General features: G+C 70.2%; 17 protein-coding genes, 1 tRNA gene and 2 pseudogenes. 8 read left to right on the forward strand and 12 right to left on the reverse strand.

The features are described 5' to 3' along the window. Positions 1 to 11 precede the first annotated feature (11 nt). Both OG504_RS31275 and OG504_RS31280 read right to left on the reverse strand, forming a co-directional pair. Positions 12 to 923, reverse strand: coding sequence for a sulfotransferase family protein (locus OG504_RS31275; RefSeq protein WP_405992797.1), 912 nt, complete (start codon positions 921 to 923; stop codon positions 12 to 14). Between the two features lie 62 nt (positions 924 to 985). Then, a complete protein-coding gene (locus OG504_RS31280) occupies positions 986 to 1456 on the reverse strand; it encodes a GNAT family N-acetyltransferase (RefSeq protein WP_405992798.1) in 471 nt (156 codons plus the stop codon). Between the two features lie 261 nt (positions 1457 to 1717). On the opposite strand from OG504_RS31280, the gene OG504_RS31285 reads away from it, so the two are divergent. The 3 genes and pseudogenes from OG504_RS31285 to OG504_RS31295 form a co-directional block, all read left to right on the forward strand. Beyond that, the gene (locus tag OG504_RS31285; RefSeq protein ID WP_405992799.1) at positions 1718 to 2485 is read left to right on the forward strand and encodes a LuxR C-terminal-related transcriptional regulator; all 768 of its coding nucleotides are present in this window, start codon (positions 1718 to 1720) and stop codon (positions 2483 to 2485) included. A gap of 210 nt (positions 2486 to 2695) precedes the next feature. After that, a pseudogene (locus tag OG504_RS31290) lies at positions 2696 to 2818 on the forward strand (DNA-binding response regulator); the annotation flags it as partial. 49 nt (positions 2819 to 2867) lie between these two features. Then, positions 2868 to 2984: pseudogene (locus OG504_RS31295) on the forward strand (DNA-binding response regulator); the annotation flags it as partial. On the opposite strand, the gene OG504_RS31300 reads toward OG504_RS31295, so the two are convergent. Further along, a complete protein-coding gene (locus OG504_RS31300; protein ID WP_019064646.1) occupies positions 2943 to 3440 on the reverse strand; it encodes a MarR family winged helix-turn-helix transcriptional regulator in 498 nt (165 codons plus the stop codon). The pseudogene OG504_RS31295 and the gene OG504_RS31300 overlap by 42 nt on opposite strands. A 104-nt stretch (positions 3441 to 3544) precedes the next feature. Here OG504_RS31300 and OG504_RS31305 point away from each other — a divergent pair, with 104 nt between their 5' ends. From OG504_RS31305 to OG504_RS31315, 3 genes are all read left to right on the forward strand, one after another. Then, positions 3545 to 4348 (forward strand): trans-aconitate 2-methyltransferase, encoded by an 804-nt coding sequence (locus OG504_RS31305; RefSeq protein ID WP_405992800.1) that lies wholly within the window; start codon positions 3545 to 3547, stop codon positions 4346 to 4348. Positions 4349 to 4351: 3 nt separating this feature from the next. Further along, a complete protein-coding gene (locus tag OG504_RS31310) occupies positions 4352 to 4714 on the forward strand; it encodes a VOC family protein (protein WP_405992801.1) in 363 nt (120 codons plus the stop codon). An 83-nt stretch (positions 4715 to 4797) separates the two neighbouring features. Beyond that, on the forward strand, positions 4798 to 4971 hold the full coding sequence (locus tag OG504_RS31315; RefSeq protein ID WP_078652648.1) for a CsbD family protein: 174 nt from the start codon (positions 4798 to 4800) through the stop codon (positions 4969 to 4971). A gap of 92 nt (positions 4972 to 5063) precedes the next feature. Here the strand turns inward: OG504_RS31315 and OG504_RS31320 are convergent, their stop codons facing one another. Together OG504_RS31320 and OG504_RS31325 are read right to left on the reverse strand one after the other, a co-directional pair. Next, positions 5064 to 5741 (reverse strand): TetR/AcrR family transcriptional regulator, encoded by a 678-nt coding sequence (locus tag OG504_RS31320; RefSeq protein ID WP_019064642.1) that lies wholly within the window; start codon positions 5739 to 5741, stop codon positions 5064 to 5066. Next, positions 5738 to 6754, reverse strand: coding sequence for an acyl-CoA desaturase (locus tag OG504_RS31325; protein ID WP_405992802.1), 1017 nt, complete (start codon positions 6752 to 6754; stop codon positions 5738 to 5740). Before OG504_RS31325 ends, OG504_RS31320 begins: the two co-directional genes overlap by 4 nt. Before the next feature lie 306 nt (positions 6755 to 7060). On the opposite strand from OG504_RS31325, the gene ppc reads away from it, so the two are divergent. Continuing rightward, complete coding sequence (ppc, locus tag OG504_RS31330) at positions 7061 to 9802, forward strand: phosphoenolpyruvate carboxylase (protein ID WP_405992803.1); 2742 nt, start codon at positions 7061 to 7063, stop codon at positions 9800 to 9802. An 86-nt stretch (positions 9803 to 9888) separates the two neighbouring features. Here ppc and OG504_RS31335 read toward each other — a convergent pair whose 3' ends face one another. The 6 genes from OG504_RS31335 to OG504_RS31360 all read right to left on the reverse strand — a co-directional run bounded on the left by OG504_RS31335 (position 9889) and on the right by OG504_RS31360 (position 14852). Continuing rightward, positions 9889 to 10389, reverse strand: coding sequence for a hypothetical protein (locus tag OG504_RS31335; protein ID WP_405992804.1), 501 nt, complete (start codon positions 10387 to 10389; stop codon positions 9889 to 9891). A 105-nt stretch (positions 10390 to 10494) separates the two neighbouring features. Beyond that, positions 10495 to 11097: an aminoacyl-tRNA hydrolase gene (gene pth / locus OG504_RS31340; protein ID WP_318016797.1), complete on the reverse strand. Its 603-nt coding sequence runs from the start codon at positions 11095 to 11097 to the stop codon at positions 10495 to 10497. A gap of 103 nt (positions 11098 to 11200) precedes the next feature. Next, complete coding sequence (locus tag OG504_RS31345; protein ID WP_405992805.1) at positions 11201 to 11785, reverse strand: 50S ribosomal protein L25/general stress protein Ctc; 585 nt, start codon at positions 11783 to 11785, stop codon at positions 11201 to 11203. Positions 11786 to 12122: 337 nt separating this feature from the next. Beyond that, entirely contained in the window at positions 12123 to 13103 is a 981-nt protein-coding gene (locus OG504_RS31350; RefSeq protein ID WP_019064636.1) for a ribose-phosphate diphosphokinase, read from the reverse strand. 77 nt (positions 13104 to 13180) lie between these two features. Then, positions 13181 to 14626, reverse strand: a complete 1446-nt coding sequence (gene glmU / locus OG504_RS31355) for a bifunctional UDP-N-acetylglucosamine diphosphorylase/glucosamine-1-phosphate N-acetyltransferase GlmU (RefSeq protein ID WP_405992806.1) — start codon at positions 14624 to 14626, stop codon at positions 13181 to 13183. A 154-nt stretch (positions 14627 to 14780) separates the two neighbouring features. After that, a tRNA-Gln gene (locus OG504_RS31360) sits at positions 14781 to 14852 on the reverse strand. Positions 14853 to 15069: 217 nt separating this feature from the next. Between OG504_RS31360 and OG504_RS31365 the strand changes: the two genes are divergently transcribed. Next, positions 15070 to 16392: a sensor histidine kinase gene (locus OG504_RS31365; protein WP_405992807.1), complete on the forward strand. Its 1323-nt coding sequence runs from the start codon at positions 15070 to 15072 to the stop codon at positions 16390 to 16392. Positions 16393 to 16654: 262 nt separating this feature from the next. Here OG504_RS31365 and OG504_RS31370 read toward each other — a convergent pair whose 3' ends face one another. Then, a complete protein-coding gene (locus OG504_RS31370) occupies positions 16655 to 17149 on the reverse strand; it encodes an SUKH-3 domain-containing protein (protein WP_405992808.1) in 495 nt (164 codons plus the stop codon). Between the last annotated feature and the right edge of the window lie 120 nt (positions 17150 to 17269).

Here is a 17269-nt window from a genome sequence, read left to right on the forward strand (position 1 = left end):
GGCCACTTCACCTAGAGATACCCCCACGCCCGACACATCGGCCGCAGCACCTCCGGGATCTCCTCCGACGCCGGTGCCGGGCGGTCCGGTTGGACCTGGCCGGAGCGGATCTTCTCGTTCCAGTCGCCGAAGCCGCCACCGAGGACCGCGCCCTCCAGGCTGCTGCCGTAGTCCGTCATGCCGGGTTCGTAGGGGAGGTCCAAGTAGGCGCAGAGGGACCGGAGTTCGGCGGCCGGGTCGGTGGTGAGGTCCTCGTAGCGGAGGGTGTGGCCGCCGAGTTCGGCCTGGGCCTCCTGCATGGACTCCATGTATTTCAGGACGCGTTCGGCCGCTTCCTCGCGGGTGCGGTCCGGTACCGCCTCGTGCCAGGAGCGGGCCACCGCGCCCGGGTGTCTGCGCAGGAAGACGAAGCGGGCGTCGGGCCAGGTCTCGGCGATGCGCTGCCACTGGAAGGCGTTGCCGGGTGTCTTCTCCACGATGAACTGCTTGCCGGACTTGACCAGTTCACGGTGCAGGGCGCGGTCCCAGAGCAGGCCCTCCAGCTGTTCGTGGCCCAGGCCCAGGGTGCGCAGCGAACGTTCCGTGGGGGTGCCCGGCTTGAAGTAGACCTCGATACCGGTGAGATGGAGTTCGTGCGCGGCGTGCAGCCGGGAGTGCGCCCCCAACATCATGCGCAGCAGCGTCGATCCGGAACGCACCGAGGTCAGGATGAACACCGGTCGCTCCAGCAACCGGTCGACCGCCGGATCCACCGCCGGCGTCCGGGGCACCACGGGATCGGGGCGCGCGGGACGGGAACCGCGCGGCGTGGGGATCACCCCGAGGGAGCCCGCGGTCGTCGCACCGGGCGGCGGGGGCACCCGGCGTATCTGGTAGCCGGTCGTCTCGGCGAGCTTGGAGTTCAGCTTCCGCAGCATGCTCATGCGGGGCACGGTAAGAGGAGAGTATGAGACTGGGCTGAGCTTCTCGTTCGCCCCGGATGTGTTCACCCGAGGTTCGCTCGGCCCAGCCTCTTCGTCAGGGTGTACTCGGTGAGCCCCGGCGGGTAGTCCGGGATCACGCACACCACCTCGTACCCCTGCTTCTTGTAGAACTCCGGAGCCTGGAAGTTCCACGTCTCCAGGCGGGCCGCCCCGCAGCCGCGCTCGTCGCGGGCGATGCGCTCCGCCTCGGCGAGGAGCCGGGAGCCGAGGCCCGTACCGCGGTGCCGGCCGTCCACCCACAGGTACGTCACATGCAGCCAGTCCGCCCAGCTGTGCCCGACCAGTCCGCCCGCGAGATCACCGGCGGCGTCCAACGCCCACACCTGGAGCGGAACTTCACGTTCGCGAGGGGTTCCGCGCAGGGCGCGCAGCACCGGGGAGGCGGCCGTGTTGGTTTCGAGCAGCCGGGCGCGGAGCAGATCGCGTCGCTCCTTGTCGACTTCCGTCTCAATACGAAACATGCGGCTCACCATAAACGCGCCGGACAGTCAGTTCTGCAAATTGGGTTCCCCTGCTGCGCCCCGGCCGTACGCTGTGAACAGCACCGGTGGGGGCCGGTGCTGTTCAGGGGGCGAGACAAGTCGGGTACGACGCCCGATGTGGGGGTAGCAGTGTCTGCACGGCGGCGGCCGTGCGACGCAGGCCGCTCCCGGGCGTCGTACCCGCAATCATCGCTTCGTCTCCCGACGATGAGGTATCCCCTGCTCCACCAGGAGCCTGGGGAAGGGGGTTTCGTGGTTCGCATCCGAGTCCTGGTCGTCGACGACCATCGCATCTTCGCCGAATCGCTCGCCGCGGCACTGGCGGCCGAGCCCGATGTCGACGTGTCCGCGGCCGGCAGCGGTCCCGCCGCGCTGCGCTGCATGGAGCGCGCGAACGCCGAGGGCCGCAGATTCGACGTCCTGCTCGTGGACGCCGACCTGGGCGGCAACGTGCCAGGTGTACGGCCCGCCGTGCCTGTTCAGGCGGGCAACGAGGACGGGCTGGTGGACGGGATCTCTCTGGTCGCCGGGGTCCGTTCCGCCCAGCCGAGCGTACGGATGGTCGTGCTGGCCGAGAAGGACGATCCGCGCCGGGCCGCTCTGGCCCTGCAGGCCGGGGCGTCCGGCTGGGTCGCCAAGGACTGCTCGCTGTCCAGGCTTTTAACCGTCATCCGAGGTGTCCTGCGCGACGAGACGCACCTGCCGCCGGCGCTGCTGACCGGCGTCCTGCGGGAGTTGACGGCCGCGCGCAAGCACCGCACCGAGAGCGAGCGGCTCGTGGAGTCGCTGACTCCGCGGGAACGGGAAGTACTGCGCTGCATGGTGGCCGGGCTGGGGCGCAAGGCGGTCGCCGAGCGGCTCTACCTCTCCCCGCACACAGTCCGGACGCATATGCAAAACGTGCTCGGCAAGCTGGGCGTCCACTCGACGCTCGCCGCGGTGGCTCTCGCCCGGCGCGCGGGTGTGGGTCCGGTCGACCTGGCCGGGGATGTTGTCGAACGGGGCGGTCAACTGGCGTAGGAGACCTGCTGGTTCGCCTTGTTGGGGTGCGAGGGAGGGTTCCGCACGCGTTGGGCAGGGTGGGCGTCCACTCCACCCTCGCCGCGGTGGCTCTCGCCCGGCGCGCGGGTGTGGGTCCGGTCGGCCTAGCCGGGGATGTTGTCGAACGGGGCGGTCAACTGGCGTAGGAGACCTGCCGGTTCGCCTTGTTGGGCGCGCGGGAGGGTTCCGCACGTGCTGGGCCGGTTGGGCGTCCACCTCACCCTCGCCGCGGTCGTACTGGCGCGCCGCGCGGGCGTGGGGCCCGTCGACCTAGCCGGGGATGTTGTCGAACGGGGCGGTCAACTGGCGTAGGAGACCTGCCGGTTCGCCTTGTTGGGCGCGCGGGACGGTTCCGCACGCGTTGGGCAGGGTGGGCGTCCACTCCACCCTCGCCGCAGTTGCACTCGCCCGGCGCGCGGGGGGTGGTCCGGTCGACCTAGCCGGGGATGTTGTCGAACGGGGCGGTCAACTGGCGTAGCAGGCCCGCTAGTTCGCCCCGCTGGGCGCGGGAGAGTTCCGCGAGGATCGCGCGCTCCTGCGCGAGCAGTCCGGCCAGGGCCTGGTCCGCGCGGTCCTGGCCCTCCTCGGTCAGGCGGACCAGCACGCCCCGGCGGTCGCTGGGGTCGGGGAGCCGCTCGACGAGGCCCTTCTGTGCCAGGCGGTCGATACGGTTCGTCATCGTGCCGGACGTGACCAGGGTCTGTGTCAGCAGCTGGCCGGGGGAGAGCTGGTAGGGGCTGCCCGCTCGCCTGAGCGCCGTCAGCACGTCGAACTCCCAGGGCTCCAGGCTGTGCTCGGCGAACGCCAGCCGACGGGCCCGGTCCAGATGGCGGGCCAGCCTGCTCACCCGGCTGAGCACCTCAAGTGGCTCCACGTCGAGGTCGGGGCGCTCCCGGCGCCACGCTGCGACAAGCCGATCGACCTCGTCCTCCATGACGATCAGTGTAGTGGTTGTGTCGACATGAAGTCTCTTGATATCAAGCCTCTTGGCTCGAAGTCTCTTGACGTCAAGATATGCGGGCGGGGAAGGTAGAAGCCATGACGACTTGGGACCCCGCTCAGTACCTCCGCCACGCCGGCCACCGCGCCCGCCCGTTCGCCGACCTCCTCGCCCGCGTCACCGACCTCCCCGGCGCCGCGCCCCGCATCGCCGACCTCGGCTGCGGCCCCGGCAACGTGACCACCGTCCTCGCCGACCGCTGGCCCACCGCGCACATCACCGGCTACGACAACTCGCCCGAGATGCTCGCCAAGGCCGAGCCCTACGCCGGTCCCACCCCCGGCGGCGGCCGGCTCGACTTCGCCCACGCGGACGCCACGGAGTGGACACCGGCCCAGACGTACGACCTGATCGTGTCGAACGCGGCGCTCCAGTGGGTGCCGGGTCACCTGGACCGGTTCGGCGACTGGGTGGCCGCGCTGGCCCCCGGCGGCACCTTCGCCTTCCAGGTGCCGGACAACATCGACGCACCCCTGCACGCCCTGATGCGCGAACTGGCGGCCAGCGCCCGCTGGAAGGCACGGCTGGGCGAGGTGCTGCGCCGCGAGGACTCGGTCCACGCACCCGGCGTCTACCTCGACCACCTGGCCCGCCTGGGCTGCCCGCCCGACGTCTGGCAGACGACGTACCAGCACATCCTCCCCGGCGAGGACCCGGTCCTCGACTGGGTCAAGGGCACGGGCCTGCGCCCCGCCCTGGCCGCTCTGGCGGACGACCCGGAGGCGCGGGACGCGTTCGTCTCCGAGTACCGCGACCTCCTCCGCGAGGCGTACCCGACGGCCGACTACGGCACGGTGCTCCCGTTCCGCCGGCTGTTCGCGGTGGCCCGCAAGGAGGTGTGAGGGGTGCTCGCGGCCGTGGACCACGTGCAGTTGGCGGCTCCGGCGGGGGCGGAGGACGCGCTGAGGGCGTACTACGTCGACATCCTCGGGATGGTCGAGATCCCCAAGCCGCCTGTGCTGGCCGCGCGGGGCGGGTGCTGGTTCGGGGCGGGGGCGGTGCAGCTTCACTTGGGCGTGGAGGACGACTTTCGTCCGGCGAAGAAGGCGCACCCCGGGCTCCGCGTGACCGGCATCGAGGCGTACGCGGACCGGCTGAAGTCCCTTGGGGCGTCCGTCACTTGGGACTACGACCTGCCTGGGCACCGGCGTTTCTACTCCGAGGATCCGGTGGGCAACCGGCTGGAGTTCCTGGAGCCGGAAGCCTGATCGGTGTTTGCCCCTCGCCCTCGCGGCTACCCGGTCGGTGGCGCCGAGTACCGAGTTCCGATCCGACCGGGAGTTGATGAACCGTGGCGAAGGACGAGAAGGCCAAGGCCAAGAAGGAACAGGCCAAGGGCAAGGCCAAGGAGACCGTGGGCCGGGCCGTGGGGAACGAGACCATGAAGGCCAAGGGCCAGGCCGAGAAGTCCAAGGGAGACGCTCGGCAGGCCAAGGAGAAGGCCAAGGACGCCTTCAAGCGCTGATGTGCCGCCTGTGGACGACAGTGGCGGGGCCCCTGCTGAGAAGCAGGGGCCCCGCCACTGTGTCCGCACTTGCGGGCTCTGTACTTACGGGTTCAGCTTTTCCGGCGCCCTATCAAATGCGGCTTCGACTCCAGCCCGTCCAGACCGTGCCACGCGAGGTTCACGAGATGGGCGGCGACCTCCGCCTTCTTCGGGCGGCGGACGTCAAGCCACCACTGGCCGGTCAGGGCGACCATGCCGACGAGGGCCTGGGCGTAGAGCGGGGCGAGCTTGGCGTCGAAGCCCCGGCTCTTGAACTCGCGGCCCAGGATGTCCTCGACCTGGGTCGCGATGTCCGAGATCAGGGACGCGAAGGAGCCGGTGGACTGGGGGATGGGGGAGTCGCGGACCAGGATGCGGAAGCCGTCCGTGTACTCCTCGATGTAGTCGAGGAGGGCGAAGGCCGCCTGTTCGCAGAGTTCGCGGGGGTGGCCGGCCGTCAGCGAGCTGGTCACCATGTCGAGGAGGCGGCGCATCTCGCGGTCCACGACCACCGCGTACAGGCCCTCCTTGCCGCCGAAGTGCTCGTAGACCACTGGCTTGGAGACCCCGGCCTTCGCCGCGATCTCCTCCACCGACGTGGCCTCGAAGCCCTTCGTCGCGAAGAGCGTGCGACCGACCTCGAGCAACTGCGCCCGGCGTTCCGCTCCCGTCATCCGGGTGCGGCGCGCGCGTCGGGGCTTCTCGTTGCTCGGGGTGCTGCTGGGATCGGTCGCCACGGCGTCAATCATGCCGCCTCCGTCGACTCCTTCCGGGGCTGGGAGCCGTCCGTACCGGAGATAAGGCGCGAATCGATACGCGAGCGTGACGGCCAGCGCACGTCATAGGCCCAGCCGAGCTGCTCGCACCAGCGGATGATCCGCGCCGAGGAGTCCAGCTGGCCGCGCATCACACCGTGCCGCGCGGACGTCGGGTCGGCGTGGTGCAGGTTGTGCCAGGACTCGCCGCAGGACAGGATCGCCAGCCACCACACGTTGCCCGAGCGGTCACGGGACTTGAAGGGGCGCTTGCCGACCGCGTGGCAGATCGAGTTGATCGACCAGGTGACGTGGTGCAGCAGGGCCACCCGGACGAGCGAGCCCCAGAAGAAGCCGGTGAACGCGCCCCACCAGGACATCGTCGCCAGCCCGCCGATCAGCGCCGGCAGCGCGAGCGACAGCATCGTCCAGTAGATGAAGTGGCGGGAGATCGTCCGGATCGCCTTGTCCTTGATCAGATCCGGCGCGTACTTGTCCTGCGGGGTGCGCTCCTCGTCGAACATCCACGCGATGTGCGCCCACCACAGGCCCTTGATCAGGGCCGGCACGGTCTCGCCGTAGCGCCACGGCGAATGCGGGTCGCCCTCGGCGTCGGAGAACTTGTGGTGCCTGCGGTGGTCGGCGACCCAGCGCACCAGCGGCCCCTCGACCGCCATCGACCCGGCGATGGCGATCGCGATGCGCAGCGGGCGCTTCGCCTTGAAGGAGCCGTGCGTGAAGTACCGGTGGTAGCCGATCGTCACGCCGTGGCAGCCCAGGTAGTAGAAGAACACCAGCAGGCCGAGGTCCAGCCAGCTCACCCCGCCCCAGCTCCACGCCAGCGGCACGGCCGCGAGCAGGGCCAGGAAGGGGACGGTGATGAAGAGGAGAAGAGTGATCTGTTCCAGCGACCCCTTCTTCTCGCCGCCCAGGGTGGCGGCGGGGAGCGGAGTGCCGTCGTCGTTCGCCCGCGGGGCGTCGTCGATCACATCGGAGCTCGTGGTCATGGGCGTCCCCTGTGGGGTTCGGAGGTGGAGGCGGAGCGTCGGACGGCGGGAGCCGGGCAGCAACAGTTCAGCATGGACTTCCCTACGGTTCCGTAACCTACGGCGACGTAAGTATGGCAGCGCGTCGACCGGTGGACGAAGCCCGTGAGACCGCGCGTCAGAGTGGACACCTATCCTGGGTGTCGGTCGGACAGCGCGGTCCGCTCTGTTTCTTCCCGGATGTCCGTCCCCTATGCGGCAGCCGCCGCGGGACCGCCGTCCGGGTTCCCTCCAGACGAGCTTCAAACACTGCAAGGAGCCGCACCTGTGAGCAGTGCCGACGACCTGACCACGAGCACCACCTCGACCGGCAGTGCGCTGCGCGCCGACATCCGGCGCCTGGGCGATCTTCTGGGCGAGACCCTCGTCCGGCAGGAGGGCCCCGAGCTGCTCGAACTGGTCGAGAAGGTCCGCCGCCTCACCCGGGAGGACGGCGAGGCCGCCGCCGAGCTGCTGCGCGGCATAGAGCTGGAGACCGCCGCGAAGCTGGTCCGCGCCTTCTCCACCTACTTCCACCTGGCCAACGTCACCGAGCAGGTGCACCGCGGCCGCGAGCTGCGCGCCCGGCGTGCCGCAGAGGGCGGTCTCCTCGCCCGTACGGCCGACCGCCTCAAGGACGCCGACCCGGACCACCTGCGCGAGACGGTCAAGAACCTGAACGTCCGCCCGGTCTTCACCGCGCACCCCACCGAGGCCGCGCGCCGGTCGGTCCTCAACAAGCTCCGGCGCATCGCCACGCTCCTGGAGACCCCGGTCATCGAGTCCGACCGCCGTCGCTACGACACCCGTCTGGCCGAGAACATCGACCTGGTGTGGCAGACCGACGAGCTGCGCGTCGTACGCCCGGAACCGGCCGACGAGGCCCGTAACGCCATCTACTACCTGGACGAGCTGCACGCGGGCGCCGTAGGCGACGTCCTCGAGGACCTCACGGCCGAGCTGGAGCGCGTCGGCGTCAAGCTCCCCGACGACACCCGCCCGCTCACCTTCGGCACCTGGATCGGCGGCGACCGCGACGGCAACCCGAACGTGACCCCGCAGGTCACCTGGGACGTCCTGATCCTCCAGCACGAGCACGGCATCAACGACGCCCTGGAGACGATCGACGAGCTGCGCGGCTTCCTCTCCAACTCCATCCGCTACACGGGCGCGACGGAGGAGCTGCTCGGCTCCCTCCAGACCGACCTGGAGCGGCTGCCGGAGATCAGCCCCCGCTACAAGCGCCTCAACGCCGAGGAGCCGTACCGCCTCAAGGCCACCTGCATCCGGCAGAAGCTGGAGAACACCAAGACCCGCCTGGCCAAGGGCACCCCGCACGAGGACGGCCGCGACTACCTCGGCACCGCCGAGCTGCTGCACGACCTCACCCTGATCCAGACCTCCCTGCGCGCCCACCGCGGCGGCCTCTTCGCCGACGGCCGCATGGACCGTACGATCCGCACGCTCGGCGCGTTCGGCCTCCAGCTCGCGACCATGGACGTACGCGAGCACGCGGACGCCCACCACCACGCGCTCGGCCAGCTCTTCGACCGGCTCGGTGAGGAGTCCTGGCGGTACTCCGACATGCCCCGCGAGTACCGCGCCAAGCTGCTCGCCAAGGAGCTGCGGTCGCGCAGGCCGCTGGCTCCGACTCCGGCGCCCGTCGACGCGGCCGGTGAGAAGACCCTCGGCGTCTTCGAGACCGTCAAGAAGGCCCTCGCGGTGTTCGGGCCCGAGGTCATCGAGTCGTACATCATCTCGATGTGCCAGGGCGCCGACGACGTGTTCGCCGCCGCCGTGCTGGCCCGCGAGGCCGGGCTGATCGATCTGCACGCCGGGTGGGCGAAGGTCGGCATCGTGCCGCTCCTTGAGACCACGGACGAGCTGAAGGCAGCCGACACCATCCTTGAGGACATGCTCTCCGACCCGTCCTACCGGCGGCTCGTGGCGCTGCGCGGGGATGTGCAGGAGGTCATGCTCGGCTACTCGGACTCCTCCAAGTTCGGTGGCATCACGACCTCGCAGTGGGAGATCCACCGGGCGCAGCGGCGCCTGCGTGACGTGGCCCATCGGTACGGCGTCCGGCTCCGGCTCTTCCACGGTCGCGGCGGCACGGTCGGCCGCGGTGGCGGCCCGTCCCACGACGCGATCCTCGCCCAGCCCTGGGGAACCCTGGAGGGCGAGATCAAGGTGACCGAGCAGGGTGAGGTCATCTCCGACAAGTACCTCGTGCCGTCACTGGCCCGCGAGAACCTCGAACTGACCGTCGCGGCAACCCTCCAGGCCTCCGCCCTGCACACCTCGCCCCGTCAGTCCGACGAGGCGCTCGCCCGCTGGGACGCGGCCATGGACCTGGTCTCGGACGCGGCCCACGACGCCTACCGCAGGCTGGTCGAGGACCCGGACCTCCCGACGTACTTCCTCGCCTCCACGCCGGTGGACCAGCTCGCCGACCTGCACCTGGGCTCGCGGCCCTCCCGCCGCCCCGGCTCGGGCGTCTCGCTCGACGGACTGCGCGCCATCCCGTGGGTGTTCGGCTGGACCCAGTCCCGGCAGATCGTGCCCGGCTGGTTCGGCGTCGGCTCCGGCCTGAAGGCGCTGCGCGAGGCCGGCCTCGACACCGTGCTCGACGAGATGCACGGGCAGTGGCACTTCTTCCGCAACTTCATCTCCAACGTCGAGATGACCCTCGCGAAGACGGACCTGCGGATCGCCCAGCACTACGTCGACACCCTCGTCCCGGACGAGCTGAAGCACGTCTTCGACACGATCAGGGCCGAGCACGACCTGACCGTCGCCGAGGTCCTCCGCGTCACCGGCGAGGCCGAACTCCTCGACGCCACCCCGGTGTTGAAGCAGACCTTCACCATCCGCGACGCCTACCTCGACCCGATCTCGTACCTCCAGGTGACGCTGCTGAAGCGCCAGCGCGACGAGGCGGCGGCCGGCGCCGAGCCCGACCCGCTGCTGAGCCGCGCCCTGCTCCTCACGGTGAACGGTGTCGCCGCGGGCCTGCGCAACACCGGCTGACCCACCGGCCGATCAGTAGAACCAGGGGTGCCCCCGAGCTGTCGTAGAAGCTCGGGGGCACTCTCATGTCGTACGGCGGACTGGCGTCACAGGGCCAGGAACGCGGCAGTCAGCAAGGCGATCCCCGACCCGGCCAGCACCCACGCGGCCCGGGTCAGCCGCAGGCCGCCCGCGACCACCACCGAGGCGAGCAACAGGGCGCCGCCGAGAGGCACCCAGGCGTACAGGACACCGGCGGGACCCGACCGCATCACCTCGTCGGTGCCGGGCTTCACGACCACGGTGTACGTCTGGCCCTTCTTCACCGCGACCGTGTGCTCGATGACGACCTCGGCGCGGGCCTTCGACCCCGTGGAGACCGGTGTGTACGGGCCGGTGCAGGTGTCGTCGCCGCACGCGGTGACCTCGATCGTGCCGCTCTCGCGGCCCTTGGTGAGCATCACGTTGTGCGCGGTCGGCCACGAGCCCCACACCCCGGCGATCAGGATCAGCACGGTGACCGTGCCCATCGCCGCGAGCCGTCCGAAGTTCAGGGCGGCGAAGGCGCCGGGGGATGCGGAGGCTTCGGGTGACATGGCGGGGATCATTGGCCATACCCGCACGCGCGGTCAACTCCCGCGCGGGACAAGCCGGTTAAGCCGGTTAAGCCGGTTAAGCCGGTTAATTCAGGCAAGCCGGGCAAGCTGGACGGCTCAGGAGTTGTACGCGCTCTGCGCCCGCTCCAGGCCCTCGCTCACCAGACACTCCACGGAGTCCGTCGCGCGGTCCACCAGGAAGTCCAGCTCCTTGCGCTCCGTAGAAGAGAAGTCTTTCAGGACGAAGTCGGCGACCTGCATCCGGCCCGGGGGGCGTCCGATGCCGAACCGCACCCGGTGGTAGTCCGGGCCCATCGCCTTCGTCATCGACTTCAGGCCGTTGTGGCCGTTGTCGCCGCCGCCGAGCTTGAGGCGGAGGGTGCCGTAGTCGATGTCGAGTTCGTCGTGCACGGCGACGACGTTCGCGAGCGGCACCTTGTAGAAGTCGCGCAGCGCGTTGACCGGGCCGCCCGACAGGTTCATGAACGACGTCGGCTTGACGAGGACGACGCGGCGGCTCGCCGGACCCGGCGCTCCGATCCGGCCCTCCAGGACCTGCGCCTGCGCCTTGCCGGCCCGCTTGAACTTGCCGCCGATCCGCTCGGCCAGCAGGTCGGCCACCATGAAGCCCACGTTGTGCCGGTTGTTGGCGTACTCGGGGCCGGGGTTGCCGAGTCCCACGATCAGCCAGGGGGCGTTGGCGTCGGTCGTCACGTCCATGTCTCCATCGCTGTGCTTGTCGGGGGACACCCCCCGGACCCCCGGGCAGCCAGCCGCTGCTCCCGGTGGGAACAGCGGCTGACGAAACGGTGAGCGGTGAGGATCAGGCCTCGGTGGCCTCGGCCTCGGCGTCCGCGGAGGCCTCCTCCGCCTGGGCGGCCAGGACCTGGAGGACGACCGCGTCCTCGTCGATCGCCAGCGTGGTGCCCTTGGGCAGCGGGATGTCCTTGGCGGCGATGGAGGCACCGGCCTCCAGGCCCGCGATGGACACGGTGACCGACTCGGGGATGTGCGTGGCCTCGGCCTCGACGGTGATCGTGCTCAGCACGTGCTCCAGCAGGAAGGAGCCCGGGGCCAGCTCGCCCTCGGTGTGGACGTAGACCTCGACGGTGACCTTCTCGCCGCTCTTCACGGTGAGCAGGTCGACGTGCTCGAGGAAGCCCTTGATGGCGTCGCGCTGGACGGCCTTCGGGATCGCGAGCTGGGTCTTGCCCTCGATGTCCAGGGTGAGCAGGACGTTCGGGGTACGCAGGGCGAGCTGCAGCTCGTGGCCCGGCAGGGTGATGTGCAGCGGGTCGACACCGTGGCCGTAGACCACGGCGGGGACCTTCTTGTCACGGCGGATACGGCGGGCGGCACCCTTGCCGAATTCGGTGCGGGTCTCGGCGGCGAGCTTGACGTCGGCCATGGTCACTCCTCGTAGAACAGTTGGGGGTGGGGGTCCCCCCGCTCGAGCGAAGTCGAGAGTGGGGGAGGTCACCCGGCCGAACATCGGCCTGCTACGAAGAGCGCGTCGATAACGGACCGCCGTACCGAAACCGGTACGGCCTCCCTCGCCGAGCAACTGTGGCAGCTTACTCGGCGGGGAGGCCGTAACAGAAATCGATCTTTTAGAAGCGCCGGTCGGTCAGCGCCCTGAAGGGGCGCGGGGCCGTGTCGATATGCGGCTCCGCCGCGTGGGCGCGACCAGCCACGACGAAGCCGCAGACGATCGACGGCACATCGCGGCCCTTCCAGCGGAGCGCCTAGTGCTCGTCGAAGAGGCTCGTGACCGAGCCGTCCTCGAAGACCTCGCGGACCGCGCTCGCGATGGTCGGGGCGATCGACAGGACCGTGATCTTGTCGAGGTCGGCGCCGACCTCGCCCGGGGTGGGGAGGGTGTCGGTGAGGACGAACTCGCTGACGCGGGAGTTCTTCAGGCGGTCCGCGGCGGGGCCGGAGAGCACGCCGTGGGTGGCCGTCACGATGACGTCCTCCGCGCCGTGCGCGAACAGGGCGTCCGCGGCGGCGCAGATCGTGCCGCCGGTGTCGATCATGTCGTCGACCAGGACGCAGACGCGGCCCTTGACCTCGCCGACGACCTCGTGGACGGTCACCTGGTTCGCCACGTCCTTGTCGCGCCGCTTGTGCACGATCGCCAGGGGCGCGCCCAGGCGGTCGCACCAGCGGTCGGCGACGCGCACGCGGCCGGCGTCCGGGGAGACGACGGTCAGCTTGCTGCGGTCGACCTTGGAGCCCACGTAGTCCGCGAGGAGCGGGAGGGCGAAGAGATGATCCACGGGCCCGTCGAAGAAGCCCTGGATCTGGTCGGTGTGCAGGTCGACGGTGAGGATGCGGTGCGCACCCGCCGTCTTCATCAGGTCAGCGATCAGGCGGGCCGAGATGGGCTCACGGCCGCGGTGCTTCTTGTCCTGCCGGGCGTAGCCGTAGAAGGGCACGATCACGGTGATGGAGCGGGCCGACGCGCGCTTCAGCGCGTCGATCATGATGAGCTGCTCCATGACCCACTGGTTGATGGGAGCCGTGTGGCTCTGGATCACGAAACAGTCCGCACCGCGCACCGACTCCTCGAAGCGGACGTAGATCTCGCCGTTCGCGAAGTCGAAGGCCTTCGTCGGGACTACCCCGACACCCAGCTGCTGGGCGACCTCCTTGGCAAGCTCGGGGTGGGCGCGGCCGGAGAAGAACATCATCTTCTTCTCGCCGGTCGTCTTGATCCCGGTCACAGCACTGTCTCCTCAGAGGTCATTCAACTGGGTGTGCGTTTATCACGGTACGCCGTGTTCGACGCGCCCGTTTCCGGTCAGTTCTCGCTCTCGCCCTGGCGGGAAGCCGTTTCCGCGGCCTTCGCCGCCGCGCTGCCGGGACGCTTGCGGGCCACCCAGCCCTCGATATTCCGCTGCTGGCCACGGGCCACGGCCAGCGAACCGGGCGGTACGTCCTTCGTGATCACGGAGCCGGCGGCGGTGTACGAGCCGTCCCCGACCGTGACGGGTGCCACAAACATATTGTCCGAACCCGTGCGGCAATGCGATCCCACGGTGGTGTGGTGTTTGTCCTTGCCGTCGTAGTTCACGAAGACGCTGGCGGCACCGATGTTGGTGTACTCGCCGATCGTCGCGTCACCGACATAGGAGAGGTGCGGGACCTTCGTGCCCTCGCCGATGGTGGCGTTCTTCGTCTCGACGTACGTGCCGATCTTGCCCTTCGCGCCCAGCCGGGTGCCGGGGCGGAGGTAGGCGAACGGGCCGACGGACGCCTGCGGGCCGATGTGCGAGCTGACGGCGACGGTGTTGTCGACGCGGGCGCCGGCCTCGACGGTGGTGTCCGTCAGGCGGGTGTTGGGGCCGACCTCGGCGCCCTCGCCGATGTGGGTGGTGCCGTGCAGCTGGGTGCCGGGGTGGACGATCGCGTCCTGGTCGAAGGTGACGGCGACGTCGATCCAGGTGGTCGCCGGGTCGATGACGGTGACCCCGCCGAGCATGGCGTCGGTCAGCAGCCGGTCGTTCAGGATGCGGCGGGCCTCGGACAGCTGGACGCGGTTGTTGATGCCGGCGATCTCGCGGTGGTCGCCCGCGACGGAGGCGCCGACGCGGTGTCCGGCCTCGCGCAGGATGCCGAGGACGTCGGTGAGGTACTCCTCGCCCTGGCTGTTGTCGGTGCGCACCTTGCCGAGCGCGTCGGCGAGCAACTGCCCGTCGAACGCGAAGACTCCGGAGTTGATCTCGCGGATCGCGCGCTGCGAGTCGGAGGCGTCCTTGTGCTCGACGATCGCGGTCACCGCGCCGGAGGCGCCGTCGCGGACGATGCGGCCGTAGCCGGTGGCGTCCGGGACCTCGGCGGTCAGGACGGTCACCGCGTTGCCGTCGGCGGAGTGGTTGGCGGTGAGGGCGCGCAGGGTCTCGCCGCGGAGGAGGGGGGTGTCGCCGCAGACGACCACGACGGTCCCGTCGATGCTGCCGAGCTCTTCGAGCGCCATGCGTACGGCGTGCCCGGTGCCGTTCTGCTCGGCCTGGACCGCGGTGCGTACGCCGGGGTCGGTCTCGCCGAGGTGGGCGGTCACCTGCTCCCGGGCGTGGCCCACGACGACGACCAGGTTCTCCGGCTCCAACTCGCGGGCGGCGGCCAGCACATGACCGACGAGGGTCCGGCCGCAGAGCTCGTGCAGGACCTTCGGTGTGGCCGACTTCATACGGGTGCCCTCACCCGCTGCGAGGACGACGACGGCTGCCGGGCGAATGGCGCTCACGGGTTTGCCCTTCGGCTTCGGAATGCTGGGGGGTGGACATTCGCAGGATACCGGGGCGTTTCATGGGTGACATGAGAGTGGGCCCTGACAGTGCTGTCAGGGCCCGAACAGGATTGCTGGGGGAGGGGGTTGCTCAGTTGTTGCTCATTTTTTGCTCCCCCGCCAGGACTCGAACCCGGACAAATGGCACCAAAAGCCACGGTGCTGCCAATTACACCACGGGGGATCAAACTCGTGAGAACCGGACATTTAGCCTGGTCGCCGAGTGGGCACAGAACACTATGCCGTACGTGATGCCCTCCGTGCGACGGGACTTGTCCCGGGTGATCGGTTTCGTGGCTGTTCGATTACGGGCCGTGGTGTGGGTCGGTACCTGCTGTGGTGTGGGCCGGTCGTCGGAAACTCACCGGAAAACCCGGCCCCGGCGCCCGTAGGCTGGAGGCATGACCACGACGGGGGAAGACCATGCCACGGCCCGGGGAGGGCCGTGGTGGTGGACCAGGTGGCGCAGTGCGGTGCTGGACACAGGGCTCGCGGCGGGGTCCGCCGCGGAGTGCGGGGCGGAGGGGGTCCGGTTCGCGCACGACGCGGGGATCCCGGCCGCGGTGGGAGTCGTCTTCGGGGTGCTGGCCGGCTCGGCGCTGATCGTCCGGCGGAAGTGGCCGATCGCGGTCGTCCTCGTCTCCATCGCCATCACCCCGGCCCAGATGGGCTACCTGATGGGCATCGTCGGCCTCTATACCCTCGCCGCGTCCGAACTGCCGCGCCGGATCATCGGATCGCTCGCCGGGATGTCCTTCCTCGGCATGCTCATCGTCATGTTCGTCCGCGTACGGCAGGACATGCAGCGCGGGACCTGGGAACTCGGGGACTGGTTCCTCCCCTTCGCCTCCATCACCACCGCGGTCGGCATGACCGCGCCGCCCGTGCTGCTCGGGATGTACGTCGGCGCCCGGCGCCGCCTGATGGAGAGCCTCCGGGAGCGCGCGGACAGTCTGGAGCGGGAGCTTCAACTGCTTGCCGAACGCGCCGAGGAGCGTGCCGAGTGGGCCCGGGGTGAGGAGCGGACCCGGATCGCGCGGGAGATGCACGACGTCGTCGCGCACCGGGTGAGTCTGATGGTCGTGCACGCGGCGGCGCTTCAGGCGGTGGCTCGGAAGGATCCCGAGAAGGCGGTCAAGAACGCGGCGCTCGTGGGGGACATGGGTCGCCAGGCACTCACCGAACTTCGGGAGATGCTCGGGGTGTTGAGGAGCGGCGACAGCCGGGACGCGCGCGAGCGGGCGGCCGTACCGCTCGTCGCGGTGGGGGTGGCGGCTGCGGCCGCGGCGGCGGCTTCGCGGGCCGTCGACGACGAGGGTGCGGGTGACGGGCCCTGTCTGTCGGACGTGGACGAGTTGCTCGGGCAGTCGGCGGCGGCGGGGATGGCCGTGGACCTGTCCGTGGAGGGGGAGACCCGCTCGTACGCGGCGGAGATCGAGCAGACGGCGTACCGGGTGGTGCAGGAGGCGTTGACGAACGTCCACAAGCACGCGGCCGGTGCGAAGACGCATGTACGGCTCGCGCATCGGGTGTCGGAGATCGCGATGCAGGTCGAGAACGAGCCGCCGCCCGAGCTGGCGTCCGCGTCTGCGGCGCGGTTGCCCTCTGGGGGGAACGGGTTGGTGGGGATGCGCGAGCGGGTGCTTGCGTTGGGCGGGGTGTTTGTTTCCGGTCCCACGGATGCCGGGGGGTTCCGGGTGTCTGCGGTGATTCCGGCGGCTTGAGTCGTCGGGTGCGGGCCCGGTGGGGGCTGGTCGCGCAGTTCCTCGCGCCCCTGGGGGGTTTGGGGTGCGGCTTTGTGGGTGGGTGCCGGTGCGTTGTGGTTTGCCCGCGGTCGTTGTGGGGCGGCGCCGCGCCGGGGGATGTCCGTCCTCGGATTGGCGCGGGAGCCGTTGCTCACCGGCTCGACCGTGCTTGACGCGCCAACCGCTGCGGGCGGACACCCCCCGACACGTCGCCTTGCCGCCGTACGCGGCCTGCGGTCCGTCAGCCCGCTGTGAGTCGGACCGGCTCTGTGCCCGAGACCAGGGTGGCGAGGGCCTGGTCGATGTCGCCGCCCAGGTACCAGTCGCCGGTGTGGTCCAGGGCGTAGACGCGGCCCTCGGAGTCGATGGCCAGGAGGGACTGGGTGTCCGGTTCCTCGCCCAGGGGGCTGACGTCGGTGTCCAGGGCGCGGCCGAGGTCGCCGAGGGTGCGGGCCATGTGGAGGCCGTGCAGGGGGTCCAGGTGGAGCGCGACGGGGGAGATCTGGCGGCCTGGGCCGGTGGGCGTGATGTGCAGGCCGCCGAACTCGGCCCAGGCCTCCACCGCCGCCGGGAAGACGGCGTGCTGGTGTCCCGCGGGCGAGGTGTGGTCGCGCAGGGTGTCCGCCCAGATCTCGGCCTGTTTTATGTCCCAGCGGCCGGGCTGCCAGCCTGCGGCGCGCAGGGCGGCGTCCACGGGTACGGAGAAGCGCGTGGTGGAGTGGCGGTCGGCGTGCATCTGCCCTTCGATCGTCGGCGTCAGGGACGGTGGTGCGGTGGTGCGGTGGTGCGGTGGTGCGGTGGTGCGGTGGTGATGTCGTGCGGTGGTGCTGAAGTCCTGTGGTGCTGCGGGGGTGGG

Origin of the sequence: Streptomyces sp. NBC_00986 (assembly GCF_045162565.1) — a bacterium.
Lineage (GTDB): Bacteria > Actinomycetota > Actinomycetes > Streptomycetales > Streptomycetaceae > Streptomyces.

Coding starts and splice junctions, on each gene's coding strand:
- OG504_RS31280 (WP_405992798.1), bottom strand. CDS start 1,456: ATGGTGAGCCGCATGTTTCGTATTGAGACGGAAGTCGACAAGGAGCGA.
- OG504_RS31275 (WP_405992797.1), bottom strand. CDS start 923: ATGAGCATGCTGCGGAAGCTGAACTCCAAGCTCGCCGAGACGACCGGC.
- OG504_RS31305 (WP_405992800.1), top strand. CDS start 3,545: ATGACGACTTGGGACCCCGCTCAGTACCTCCGCCACGCCGGCCACCGC.
- OG504_RS31345 (WP_405992805.1), bottom strand. CDS start 11,785: ATGGCCGACGTCAAGCTCGCCGCCGAGACCCGCACCGAATTCGGCAAG.
- OG504_RS31365 (WP_405992807.1), top strand. CDS start 15,070: ATGACCACGACGGGGGAAGACCATGCCACGGCCCGGGGAGGGCCGTGG.
- OG504_RS31370 (WP_405992808.1), bottom strand. CDS start 17,149: ATGCACGCCGACCGCCACTCCACCACGCGCTTCTCCGTACCCGTGGAC.
- OG504_RS31320 (WP_019064642.1), bottom strand. CDS start 5,741: ATGATTGACGCCGTGGCGACCGATCCCAGCAGCACCCCGAGCAACGAG.
- OG504_RS31300 (WP_019064646.1), bottom strand. CDS start 3,440: ATGGAGGACGAGGTCGATCGGCTTGTCGCAGCGTGGCGCCGGGAGCGC.
- OG504_RS31335 (WP_405992804.1), bottom strand. CDS start 10,389: ATGATCCCCGCCATGTCACCCGAAGCCTCCGCATCCCCCGGCGCCTTC.
- OG504_RS31325 (WP_405992802.1), bottom strand. CDS start 6,754: ATGACCACGAGCTCCGATGTGATCGACGACGCCCCGCGGGCGAACGAC.
- pth (WP_318016797.1), bottom strand. CDS start 11,097: ATGGACGTGACGACCGACGCCAACGCCCCCTGGCTGATCGTGGGACTC.